Below are 13,566 nucleotides of genomic sequence, written 5' to 3' on the forward strand. Positions count from 1 at the left end.
TATTAGAGCATAAATAACCAAGCGGAATGGATGTAGTGAAAATTCGCAGTACTGCTCTAGTAAAAGGATTTCGTCAATCGACCCCCTACGTAAATGCACACCGTGGTAAAACCATGGTATTAATGCTGGGTGGCGAGGCAGTGGCAGACAAAAACTTTGGCAACATTATCAACGACATTGCCCTAATGCATAGTCTTGGAATAAAAGTAGTTGTAGTTTATGGTGCACGCCCACAAATAAACCAATTACTAAAGAAGCAAGACCTTACTACTCCGTATCACAAAAACATTCGTATCACTGACGAAGCAGCCCTATCGGTAGTTATGCAAGCAGCAGGTCAACTTCAGCTCGCTATAACTGCACGCTTATCGATGAGCCTCAACAACACCCCGATGGCAGGCACCCAACTGAATGTTGTCAGCGGTAACTTTGTTATTGCTCAACCACTTGGCGTAGATGATGGCGTTGACTACTGCCATAGCGGTCGTATTCGTCGCATCGATAGCAATGCTATTCACCGCACACTCGATCAAGGCTCAATCGTTCTACTCGGCCCTATTGCCAGCTCTGTAACAGGTGAATGTTTTAATCTGCTCTCTGAAGAAGTTGCCACTCAGCTTGCGATAAAACTAGGTGCAGATAAGCTGATTGGCTTTTGTTCGGAACAAGGTGTGATTGATGACAATGGTAATGCGGTCGCGGAGTTATTCCCGATCGAAGCAGAACACGTCATCAAGAAACTGACTGAAAACACCTCACCTGACACTGATTACAACTCTGGAACTCTACGTTTTCTTAAAGGTTCCATTGCCGCATGTCGCGCAGGAGTACCGCGTAGCCACCTTATCAGCTACAAAGTGGATGGCGCGTTAATTCAAGAGCTTTTCTCTTTCGACGGTATAGGTACTCAAGTCGTAATGGCAAGTGCAGAGCAAGTACGAGAAGCCGACATCGATGACATTGGCGGTATCCTAGATTTGATTCGTCCACTAGAAGAGCAAGGAGTCTTAGTACGACGCTCACGTGAGCAACTTGAGCAAGAAATTAGTAAGTTCACCATCATAGAAAAAGACGGTTTGATAATAGGCTGTGCGGCTTTGTATCCATATATCGAAGAACGCAAAGCAGAGATGGCCTGCGTTGCAATTCACCCTGACTATCGAGATGGAAACCGAGGACTACTACTGCTCAACTATATGAAGCATCGTTCAAAATCAGACTGCATTGACCAGATTTTTGTACTGACTACCCACAGCTTGCACTGGTTCAGAGAGCAAGGCTTTTACGAGGTGAATGTTGATTACCTACCTGTCGTAAAACAGGATCTGTATAACTTTCAGCGTAAGTCAAAAATCCTAGCGTTAGATCTTTGAACCACATGATCAACTAACACAAGCCGTTCAATTAATGTGCAAACCATTACATTAAAATTGAATGACTATTTATCGTTGATTTATTCATCTGGTTGGCTATACTTTGCGCCAATGCGGTTAAACTTTAACCGCAAAGGATCTAGGTGCGAGAACTCTCTCCACCCTAAAGTACCCAGCATTAATACCACTCCTGCTGGGTATCCGTATATCAAGGACAGCTGTTTATCTGACTTTTATTAAAGCCGAGAAGAGCACTGTTATATGAGAACTATTATTTGTAATTCGCTGCAAAGCTTTTGGGATATGGCTGATAATCACTTTTTAGAAGGCCTAGATGTGCATTGTGTGTTCCCTGTTAATGATGCTATCCGAGAGTTCATCTTAAGCTACCAAAAACAATACAACATTAAGAGCGTGTCATTTACCAACGCTTTTAGTAAAGCCAGTTGATAGAAGAAGACCGAGCATCATGCTCGGTCTTTTTGTGTTAACTAGATAAGCGAGAGACCAACCCACTCGCTCGAGTGGTTTTCACTTTGATGCCACGTTTGAGGACATTCATCTCAGCGTACATCGCAAGGCGTTTCTTGGCGCGAGTAATTCCGGTATAGATCAGCTCGCGAGTGAGGATTGGACTGAAATCTGGCGGCAAAATCATCAACGTGTACTCAAACTCACTGCCCTGTGATTTATGGATAGTCATCGCATATGCGGTTTCATGCTCAGGGACTCGGCTTGGCAGCACCGACTTCACGCTGCCATCCGGTAATTCGAAGAACACTTTTAGACGCGGTTCACCTTCGCTGTCGTCTCGCATACAAATGCCGATGTCACCGTTATACAACCCCAAACCATGATCATTACGCGTGACCATCACAGGTCTGCCGTGATACCAAAGCTCGTCTTGGGTTTGAATCAACTTACGCGCTGCTAGTGCTTTTTCAATACGTTGGTTTAAACCTGTCACACCAAAATCACCTTCACGAATAGCACACAACAAGCGGCATTGATTAAAAGTATCCAGCACAGCTTTGGCTTTGTGGGTCAGCGTTTCTGTTTCTCCAGTCTTTTGGTCAATCTCTTGCTGTCCGATGCGTTTTAGATAACGACCATATTCGGAGACCAAAGTCTGCATCATCTGATTGTAATTTGGGCTACTCAATGCGAAATGCTCGATATCAGCAAAATCACGATTCCAAACGTCATCTACTTTTGCGGCTGAGCCAGCATTGACCGCTTTCGCTAACTGACCAATACCAGAACGGACGTCGAATCGGTAACTCTTTTGCAGCATACACAAGCTATCGGCAATCGAAGCATTACTGTTGGTGCTGTACGCCAAGGTGTCAAAGCCCGTTAACTTCGCCACCGCAGACGCCTGCTCTTTGCCAAAACCGAATGCATGAAACGAACAGATATCACCGAGTACCGCACCTGCTTCTACCGATGCCAACTGGTCTTTATCTCCGAGAAGAATCAAACGCGCATGCTTTGGCAGCGCATCGACGACTTTGTACATCATCGGCAGATCGACCATGGAAGCTTCATCCACCACTAAAATATCGAGATGTAACGGATTTTGTTTGTTGTGACGAAACTCTGCACTGTTTGGGATCGCGCCCAACAGACGATGCAAGGTGCTCGACTCGGTTGGAATTTTCGCTTTAAGCTCAGGCTCCACCGGCAACTCTTGAATCGCTTTACCAATAGACTCTGTCAAACGTGCTGCCGCTTTACCTGTTGGCGCCACTAGCTTGATGGTGAGGTTTTTCTCTTGTCCAGCTTGCTCAATCAGCGCGGCAAGCAATTTGGTTACCGTGGTGGTTTTTCCCGTACCCGGACCACCGGAAATCACCGCAAAACGACGCGTCAGTGCCACCGCAGCAGCGACCTTCTGCCAGTTAACACAAGCCGATAATGGTACAAGCTTGTCCAGCACTTGCAGATCGTGAACTTGTTTCGCTTGGCAGACTGCCGCATCAATGGCAGCCCAATTGAGACTGTCTACAGTAACCACATCCAAATGGTCACAGACTAATTGCTGGCGTAGCACTTGGTTGCTGGTTCCTGCCTCTGTCGCTTTGGCTAATGCATTGAACAGAAAGTGGTACTGACGAGCGAATAAATGATGCAGCAACTCAGACAAACGTGTGAATTCTTGAGGCTGTAGGTTTACAGCCGCACTGAGTTGATTGAGCTTGTCCGCCAACGTCACTTCATAGTGCCAGTAACGATGTAAGTAGAGACGCTCACCATCAAACATCATTGGCAAGGCTTCACCTTGAGCACCAACCAAAGGCGACGCTTGCAGAAGCTCAACCCAATTAACGCCTTGCAGCTGAGTATTAAGCGCTAACGCAGACTCTCCAAACAGACCAAGCTTACTGACAAGGTCCGCTGGTTGCCCTTGGCTATCAAACAGAGGCAAGCAGATGTGTCCTTTCCCTAACTCACTACTGACCACGCCTGCAATAAATGCCAGTTCTTGGCTGTTCACTTGTTGCTCAACTTGCGAATAGATAAAGCGCGCGAACTGGAAATCCAATTGGCGAATCGCTCCTTTTTTTGCTAGCGATTCTAACGTTGCCAATAGATCTGGTGTTGCCATCGCACTGCTTTGCTCAGAAAGAAGATCATTGGTTTTCATCAAATTAACTCCATCTGACCAGATTCGCTGGATCGCGTGTCAGGTGCTTGACCATCAATCAAATGATCCATCTCTTGTAAAAATTCAAAGGTTGGCTTGGCAGAAAAAATACCGTGATCACTTTGCCCATCCATACCACGCAAGAACAGGTAATAAACGCCGCCAAAGTGCTGTTCATAATCATAATTTGGCAATCTGCTGCGTAAGAAACGATGCAGCGCCAAGGCGTAGATTTGGTATTGTAGATCATAGCGATGATCCGCCATCGCCGACTTCAACGCATCGCCATGATAATGGAACACATCATCACCTAAGTGGTTCGATTTCCAGTCGAGGACGTAATATTTGCCTTGGTGCTCAAACACCAAGTCAATAAAGCCTTTCAGCATACCTTGCACGGTTTGGAAACCCAGATCGCCCGCTTTGGCAGACAGCGGATCATGACGTTGAATCACACGGTTCAATGCTGGTGCAGATAGCACTTCAATCGGTAATAAGAATTCCATCTCAACCAAACGTTGTGCCGGGCCTTTTTGATTGAGCAGCAGTGCTTTGCTATCCAAAGGCGTTGCCAGCACGGTATCAATCAACTGTTGCAGGATTGGCAACCATTCTTCATCAAGCTGTTCGCTTTCCATCAAGCCGAGGATGATTTGGGTGTTCTCTTCCGTTGTCGCTGGTTGAGTAAACTCAATTTCCTCAAATAAGCTGTGCAGGAAAGTACCCGGACGTGCGCCACGCGGGAAGTTGAAGATAGAGCGTTCTGGCTCAACCAATTCCGCTTCATCTTGCTCTTCTGAAGAATCGATATCAAAGCCTGTAATTTCAATCGTCGCGTCATGTTCAGCATGATGAGAACCTTGCTTAACCAAGCCCGAGTAACTGGTGATGCGCCAGTTTCTATCAATTGGGTTTTGCAGTTCTTTGGCAGTCAACGCTGCTAACTCGGTTTGCTCCGCAACATACATCTCGTCGTGCTGCTTTGGAGGGTCACAAATTACGACGTTATCGAGATTCTCTTGCTGCTTTTTCAACCCCACGAACAGGTCGTTGATGCCGCCCTCTTGACCATTTTGCACCAAGTAACCAATCGCACTGTGATGAACACCGGTTGGCTCTTTGGTTGAGCGACCATTGCGCAGCGGTGAAGCACCAATAAAGCAGGCATATACGGCACGCGTTAGCGCTACATAGATGAGGCGCAAGTCTTCCGCAAGACGTTCCTTATCTGCCTGTTTTAACGACGCATCGTTACCCGTGATATCAAGTACGGTGCGATCGTTCTCAGCGTCGTAGTATTTGGCTTCACTCGCTTCTCGGTAACCAAACACAAATGGCAAGAAGACTAAGTCATATTCCAGACCTTTGGATTTATGAATGGTGACGATTTGCACCAAGTTACGCTCTGATTCCAGACGTTGAATTTGGTCATCGCTGCCACCCAACCCGTGCTCTGCATCGCTGATAGATTGTGCTAACCAACGCAGCAAACCGTGGTCGCTGTCTAATTCGTTACTCGCTTGCTGCAATAGCTCACCAATGTGCATCAGATCGGTAAGTACTCGCTCACCGTTTTCGCTTTGTGAACTCGCCCCTTCTTCTAGCAGACGTTCAGCAATATGACGCTTACTGATCACTGCTCGCAGCATAGGAAGCACACCACGTTGCACCCAAAGCTTACGATATTCTTTGAACTCATTAACCGCGTTTTCCCACACGGTTTCGTCGTTATTGAGGGCGTCTAAGCTGGCTGCATCCAGAGCAAACAATTCTGATGCTAGGCTGGCACGTAATGCTCTGTCATTTTCTGGCGTTAACACCGCTTGCAGCAAACGCTGTAAGTCTTGTGCCACAGAACTGGTAAACACGCTGTCGCGGTTAGAAAGGTACACGCTGGCAATGCCTTGGCCGGCTAACGCCTGTTTGACCATGCGACCTTCGCTACCCGTTCGCACCAACACTGCAATGTCACCCGCTTTGACTGGCTTCTGCTTCTCACCATTGACCAGACACGCTTGACCTTGTTGTGCCGCGGTCAAAATGGTTTGAATTTGGCTCGCTGTCGCCTCTGCCATAGCGGTGAGATATTCACCTTTTGGCAAAGGTTTATCTTCCGCTTCTTGCAGCCAATAAGTCAGTGCAGGTTGCTTTTGACCACCCATAGTCCAAACGCGTTTGTCGGCACTTGGGCTGTAATCCACGGGGTGGAATGGAATATCAGAGTCATAAATAAACGGGCTATCTGGCAGAGCAAAAATCTGATTCACTGCCAATACCATATCGGCACTTGAGCGCCAGTTAGTACCAAGCGTGTAGTGAGCACTAACTTGGTTACGAGCCTTAATGTAAGTGAAGATATCCGCGCCACGGAAGCCGTAAATCGCCTGCTTCGGGTCACCGATCATAAACAAACCGCACTCAGGATTATCCAAATAAATGCGGCTAAAAATACTGTATTGCAGTGGGTCGGTATCTTGGAATTCATCGATCATCGCAACCGGATAAAGCGTGCGAATGCGCTCTGTCAGTAGTGCGGTTTCATCGGTATCAATCGAGGCAGAAAGCTGAGTCAGCAAGTCATCGAATGACAACCATTGTTTCTGATTTTTTGCTTTTGCCAGCATCACGCGACAATGCTCAATCGCATGAGCTAACAATGGCGCTTTTAAGCTGATAGGGTTGGTAAGGAAAGTTTCAATCGCCTCAAACACAGGATGCTGTGGCGCAGTTCCTTTCGGGGTTTTCTCAAACAACACATTCTGCGCGAACTTCTCCAGCTTATCTGGATAGTCATAGCCCGTGGTTTCTGTCGCTGCCCATGTATTGACCGCTTCTAACCACGTCGGCAAAGACTTTTTGGTGTAGCTGCGTTTGTTGACATCGGAATCAGAAATCAGCGCGAGGAAGTCATCTTGGCTATCACGCCATTGGGCTTTCAAAGCATCAATTTGCTTTAAGTTTTGCTCATGCAAATTGGCAAGGCTACCTTCCATTGCCGGAACAGAGAGACTTAGCGGCGCGCCCGTGAGGTAGTTACTTATGTCATACAGTAGATCCGATGGCGAGCCCCAGAGTTGGCGTACTTCTCCAGCCAAAGCGAACGGCAGAGGGTAGAAATTGCGACGCCAGTAATCAGCAACCACTTGCGCTTTAAGATGGCTTTCGTCCGTTACAAACTCATTGTTGAAACGGCTACCAGATTCGAATGCGTTTTGCGTCAGCATACGTTGGCAGAAACCGTGAATGGTGTACACCGCGGCTTCATCCATTTGGCGTTCCGCTTGCAATAGGATCTCAGCGGCTTGCTTATGATCTTCGATTTCTTCCAACAAAGGTTGAATCACAGGATCTGAGCTTTTCCCGCGAGCGAACGCGATCCTCGCGTCATGAATACGAGCACGAATACGATCACGCAGCTCCGCCGTTGCAGCTTCGGTAAAGGTCACCACCAGAATTTGATCCACGGTCAACGGTACGCGGTGCTTCGTATCGGCAGTGCCATGCCCTAGTAGGAGTCGCAGATACAAACCCGCGATAGTAAAGGTTTTACCCGTACCCGCCGATGCTTCAATTAACCTTGCACCATGCAGTGGAAAAGTCATGGTTTGCAGTGGAGTTGGAACTGACATTTGCGCCATAACGCTGAATCTCTCCGGATTATCGACTGACCGAACTGTGATCTGTCGTTAAAAATTCTATTTATATGTCTAACAAGTTGGAATATTTAGAGGTTAGTGGGATCTCACTCACGGTTATCCTGATCTTCAACCGCTAGTATGCGCGTCACGAGATAAGCCAAGCCTTTCAGGCAGCTACACTCAAACGAATCATGGTCCCTCTGACCTTGTGGCCGTACAGCGAACGCCCTACAAAAAATAATGATTTTCTGGCGGCCACCCTACTCTCTTTTTTGTCTAAATAATCCAACTTACTTTTCATCATCGGCATCCATCGCCGCCAATCTTGCGCCTTGAAGAACCAATGCGGTCAGCGTGCGAACTTCTGCTGCAAGCTCGTCATTCCAAGTAGACCAAATACGCGAAATATACGCGTTATTTCCTTCTCCTGGACTCATGTAGCCATCATTGAATGCATCCGCCATTTTCTTCAGCGATTTCTCTTCGTCATCAGCCCAATGACCACGACTAAAGCCCGCCTCAACGCACGCCAGTGCTGTTTTCGGGAAGTATGGTAATGGCTTGGTCATGCCTTCAAAAAACAAACGCACTAATTCAGCAAGTAGTTGTTTTGCTTGCGCAGCGTCTGCCATTGCTGGGTAAACCAAATGCACTGCGCCTTCCTTGCGGTCATAACCGATAACGTGAGTCTTTCTAGCGTGACCAGAGGCAGACATAGCAAGATGATCAATCCATGCAGCGAGGTAATCCTGCGCACGAATTTTACCGCTGCGGTAGCGAATCAAACCGGACTGATAGCATTGAGTTAGCCAACCGGTTAGACGGATGTTTTTTCCTTCACCAAGCACATCGAAGGTAAGGTCGATTTCTAAATCGTCTTGCGGAGCACCGGATAAGAACGCCAACTTATCCACCAGCTCTTCCGCTTGCACGCGGTTGGTTTCAAACTCGATATCACCAAATGCGCCAACCGGTAATTTGCCCTGCGCGCGTTGTTCAGTCATAAAGTGCTTGAGTACGTCTGCTTTTGCGGACGGTTGAGTAATGGCGGTTTCGAGCAAGGTTTCCAGTAGCTCATCGCGCATTTGATAGCTTTCTAAGCCACCTAATACAAAGGGCTCATCGTCTTCCATCACAGGCAATGGGGGTTCAAACATCACTTTCAAACGGCGGTTAAAAAAATACTGAACAGGCAAACGCCAGAAGCGTTGTAATTCCACCAAGTCCAACTCAATTGGGAAGATCGCACCGAGTAAGTAATCATCCAATGCGCGGTTAAACTCGCCACGCGCATGACCTTGCGATTGATTGCTTTGGGTCAACGCTGCTGGAATCCACTCTTTGGCATAGCTTGAATGAGAACCTTGGAATGCGCTTGGGCTGAATGGCACCATTGCATGCACATTCACTAACTCCTTGAGTAGTTTATCTCCGGAGTCATCAACAGGCTGGTCTTGATCGCCATCTAGGCAGTAGTTCTGATGGCAATATTCCATCAACTCCGACACCAGAACAGACGGCACGCGCTCAGTGTTGTCTTGGATAGAACGCCCAACGTAACTGATGTACAAACTTTGCTGCGCAGACAGCATGGCTTCTAGGAACAGGTAACGGTCATCGTCTCGGCGTGAACGGTCGCCCGGCTTAGTGCGCCCCGTCATTAAGTCAAAACCTTCTGGTGGCATTGAGCGCGGGTAAACGCCATCGTTCATACCGAGTAGACACACGGTTCTAAATGGGATCGAGCGCATCGGCATCAGAGTACAGAAGTTCACTTGTCCGGCAAGGAAGCGCTGGCTGACCCGTGTTCCTGACAGCTTGTTTTGCAGATATTGGCTCACAATAGAAGGCGACAAGGCATCATCAAATGCCGCATCGGTTAACTGTTCTTTTAGTTGGCTCAAGGTATCGCGAATGGACTTAAGCGCCATTTCCCCTTCTAGCTCAACTGAGAAGAAGTCATCCAACATCGCCACCAAGGTTTCACGCCATGCATCAATCGACTGAACATGGGAAAGTTTGCGGCGATATTGGCTAATTTGTTGAATAAAGTGAGCTAACTTACCGGCAAGTTCTGCGCCCATACCTTGCACTTCATTGTATGGCGAAAGGCTACCTTCTTGCACTTCAAACAAACCGGCAGATTCTGGCATCGCATAGCCTAATAACATACGCTGGATACCAAATTGCCACGTGTTTTGGCGTGTTTCTGGCAGTTCAAATTCGCTGCCGGTATGGCTATCTAGCCCCCAGCGAATGCCCGATTCTTCTACCCATTGTTTGGCTTGAAGGAAGTCATCTTCGCTGAGATCGAATCGCTTCAAAATCGCCGGCGTTTCTAACAACTCAAGTAATTCAGAAGCCAAGCAACGTGTATTCGGTAAATTAACAAGTTGCATGAAAGCCGCCAAAATTGGGCTTTCTTGATCGGCCGTTCGGTCTGAAATCGAGTAAGGAATAAATCGCTCACCCGGCGCATTGCCGAATACCGCCTGAATCGCAGGGCTGTAGGCATTGATGTCTGCCACCATGACAATAATATCGCGCGGTTTCAGTGTCGGATCGGCATCGAACATCGCCAGAAGCTGGTCGTGGAGTACTTCCACTTCTCGCATTGGGCTGTGGCAAGAGTGCAAGCTCAGAGATTTATCACCCAAGTTCACCACTTGTTTGTGCTGACTGCTATCGATCTGCTGATCGTCTTGGTGCTCTTCTAGATTAAGAATATCTGCTTGAAGTTGATGGAGCAGACTGTCGCGCTCGACATCAACAAAAGCTTCAATCTCATGGGATTCTAGTTGCGACAACAGATACATGTTATCGCGCCCAAGTTTACCCATCGACGCCAACAAGCTGTTACCCACCACATCGGTATGCAGCTCATCCACCACGTTTTCTTCTAGTGAACCTTTTAACTGCTCACTCTCACCTTGTACTTCAGAATGGTCTTCTTGCCACACCACGTGCTGGCGATGTTTTGCTGCTAGGCGAGCTAGGAATTTACGGTCGCGTACCTCACCCCAGTAATAACGACAAGGGTTGGTAAACATCAAGTGCACATCAATGTGTTCACCAATAGCTTTGAGCGCATCCATGTAACGTGGCGGCAGTGAAGAGATACCAAACACAAACAGACGCTTCGGCAGATGATCAAAGTTACCGTTGAAGTTTTCTAGCGTATCAATGAAGTGTTCGTACAAATTGGCACGATGATAAGGCGATTGCCCAAGGGTAACCGTGTGATCGTACAGTGCCTGCCATAAAACCGGCTGCCATGGGTGTTCGTCTTCAAGTTCAGGCACCGTTTGCCCTGCTTCCCAGCTTGCAATCCATTCTGGGCGATACACCAAATAGCCATCGAAGATATCGGCAATTTTCTCTGCCAATTGATATAGCTTGGAGTTGTCACTGTCGTCTTTAAGATAACGAGCTAAAGGTTCGAATGACGCTTCGTTCAACAAACCCGGAAGCAAATGCATCAGCTTCCATGTCATGGCTTCTTTGTTGAAGGCACTGCGCTTTGGCACATCAGCCAATACTTGGGTAAACATTTCCCAGATAAAGGTCGCTGGCAGCGGAAATTCTAGGTTTGCCGCGACACCAAACTCTTTCGCCAATTCCATTTTTAACCACTGTGACATACCTGGGCTTTGCACCAGAATTTGTTCTTTTTCGAAGGGGTTTTCTAACGGATTGATGCGAATCAGTTCAACAAGAAGTGATTTAAGAACATCGACCTGATTGGAGTGATAGACAGTAAACAAAGTAAGAGCACCGAACGCCAATGGAAACTGCTAGCAAGCTTAGCACAGCCGCATTTATTCCTAGAGCGATCTCGATAGCTTAAATAACAAAAGGTTAGAGAACGCCCAAACTCTGAACAAATAACCAGCAACTGATGTTTGTAAGTAACGTCTTACATGCAAATACAAAGCGTGACATTAGTCACAAGTCTTTCATGATAAAAAACACTGTTTTATAATGCATATGAAATTTATATTTATCAGTATTGGAATCACCTCAGTATGTTTCGCAAACTTTCCTCCAATAGCGCTTGGTTGATGGCATTTTTTGCTTGCTTGACTCTCTATCTGTCAATTGCTTGTTACCCATTTTTGCTGTCAAACAACCAAGCAGAGCCACTCACCTATCTGCAAAAATACTATTTGTTTGCCACACAATTTGGCTGGTTAGGTTTAATTGCTCTTCCTCTGATGCTGGGTTGTTTATTGCTGTCCTTTTTTCCGACACGCATATTCAAAGTAATTGTAATCTCCGTTGCAATAGCGCTCTTGATCATGCTGAAAGTCGATATTCTCGTTTTCCAGCAATATAAACTGCACATTAACGGACTGCTGATCCGAATGTTCTTTGAGGGTGGTCGTGACGTATTTGAAATCTCTTGGATGAGTTGGCTGATTTTCATTAGCGATATCGCATTACTGGCAATCGGCCTCGCATGTACCGTTTGGCTAACTAATAAGATGGCACATAGTCGCGCTAAGTTTGTGCTAGTAAGCGTGTGGTTTGGCTTGTTAGTTAGCACTCAGGCAATCCACGCATACAAAAATGCACTCTACGATAACGAAGTCAGCCAATTTTCGAATAACTGGCCACTTTACTATCCATTGACGGCACGCAAATTCATCTACAGCCACAACTTGGTGGACGAAAACATCGCATCACACAACCGTGTTGAACTGAAGAACATTGAAAGTAGTTCACTTAACTATCCACTGAGCCCCGTGAATATAGAGCGACGAGATAAGCAACCTAACGTTGTGTTTATTCTGGTTGACGCTTGGCGTTACAGCGATGCAACGCCAGAAATCATGCCTAATGTTAGCAAGTTCACTGAAAGAACAATCAACTTCTCTCAACACATGAGTGGTGGCAACTCAACTCAAGCAGGTATTTTTAGCCTATTTTACAGCTTGCCAGCGACTTACTGGGATAGCTTTTATGCCAGCCAACGCTCTCCTATTTTCTTAGATGCTCTGCAAAATCAAGGCTACCGTATGGGTATCTTTGGATCCGCGCCATTAACTAGCCCTCCTTTGTCACGCACCGTATTTAAGCGAGTACAAGATCTTACTCTGAAGCAAACTGGTGAAACGCAAGTCGAGCGTGATCAGCAAATCACCGATGAGTTTATTCAGTTCCAAAAGCAGGAAACTAATAAGCCATACTTTAGCTTCTTGTTTTATGATTCAGCCCATGGCACAAGCTTTCCGGAACCGGAGTTTGCTAAGTTCAAACCATACTGGGAGCGTGTCGATCATATTCTTCTTAATAACGATTTCGATGCATCGCTATACCATAACCGTTACAAGAACTCGTTGTTTTTTATTGATAGCTTGATTGGAAAAGTGCTGAAGAGTATCGATTTGGAAAACACTATTGTTGTGATCACTTCCGACCATGGAGAAGAATTTAACGACCATAAAAAGAATTACTGGGGGCATACTGGCAACTACAGCGATACACAAGTTCATGTACCTTTGTATCTTAACTTGCCAAACCATCAACCAGAGCAAATTCACTACCGCACTACACACTTTGATGTTGTACCAACATTGATGAACAAGCTATTTAACGTGAAAGGCAGCACCGATTCATACAGTGTTGGACATGATCTGTTTGATAACCGTATACCTCGGGATTGGTACATCGCGGGTAGCTACTACAACTACGCTTTAGTGGGAAAAGAAACCATGTTGGTCGTGAACCCAGGCGGCCAGTCTCAACAGCTTGATAAACAGCTCAATGTCGATAGTAAGCATCAAGTTCCCATTAGTGTAATCCAAAACTCATTAAATGAGATGTCACGCTTCTACAACAAGGGATAATGAAAAGCCTCTTGGCGAGAGAGACCAAGAGGCTTTTTTTATGAAATAACCAAGACCGT

Annotated in this window: 6 protein-coding genes; 3 read left to right on the forward strand and 3 right to left on the reverse strand. The window is 46.6% G+C overall.

The window, feature by feature from the left end; translation table 11 throughout:
* Positions 1-35 precede the first annotated feature (35 nt).
* Together argA and ACTS60_RS13130 are read left to right on the forward strand one after the other, a co-directional pair.
* On the forward strand, positions 36-1,373 hold the full coding sequence (argA, locus tag ACTS60_RS13125; protein WP_440888598.1) for an amino-acid N-acetyltransferase: 1,338 nt from the start codon (positions 36-38) through the stop codon (positions 1,371-1,373).
* A gap of 261 nt (positions 1,374-1,634) precedes the next feature.
* A complete protein-coding gene (locus ACTS60_RS13130; protein WP_010449872.1) occupies positions 1,635-1,823 on the forward strand; it encodes a hypothetical protein in 189 nt (62 codons plus the stop codon).
* 37 nt (positions 1,824-1,860) lie between these two features.
* Here the strand turns inward: ACTS60_RS13130 and recD are convergent, their stop codons facing one another.
* The 3 genes from recD to recC all read right to left on the reverse strand — a co-directional run bounded on the left by recD (position 1,861) and on the right by recC (position 11,422).
* On the reverse strand, positions 1,861-4,020 hold the full coding sequence (gene recD / locus ACTS60_RS13135; RefSeq protein ID WP_440888599.1) for an exodeoxyribonuclease V subunit alpha: 2,160 nt from the start codon (positions 4,018-4,020) through the stop codon (positions 1,861-1,863).
* Positions 4,020-7,658 (reverse strand): exodeoxyribonuclease V subunit beta, encoded by a 3,639-nt coding sequence (gene recB, locus ACTS60_RS13140; protein ID WP_440888600.1) that lies wholly within the window; start codon positions 7,656-7,658, stop codon positions 4,020-4,022. Before recB ends, recD begins: the two co-directional genes overlap by 1 nt.
* Positions 7,659-7,948: 290 nt before the next feature.
* Positions 7,949-11,422 (reverse strand): exodeoxyribonuclease V subunit gamma, encoded by a 3,474-nt coding sequence (gene recC / locus ACTS60_RS13145; RefSeq protein ID WP_440888766.1) that lies wholly within the window; start codon positions 11,420-11,422, stop codon positions 7,949-7,951.
* 261 nt (positions 11,423-11,683) lie between these two features.
* Between recC and ACTS60_RS13150 the strand changes: the two genes are divergently transcribed.
* Positions 11,684-13,507, forward strand: a complete 1,824-nt coding sequence (locus ACTS60_RS13150; protein WP_440888601.1) for a DUF3413 domain-containing protein — start codon at positions 11,684-11,686, stop codon at positions 13,505-13,507.
* Positions 13,508-13,566: the final 59 nt, after the last annotated feature.

This window comes from Vibrio sp. WZ-1 (genome assembly GCF_052037695.1).
Lineage (GTDB): Bacteria > Pseudomonadota > Gammaproteobacteria > Enterobacterales > Vibrionaceae > Vibrio.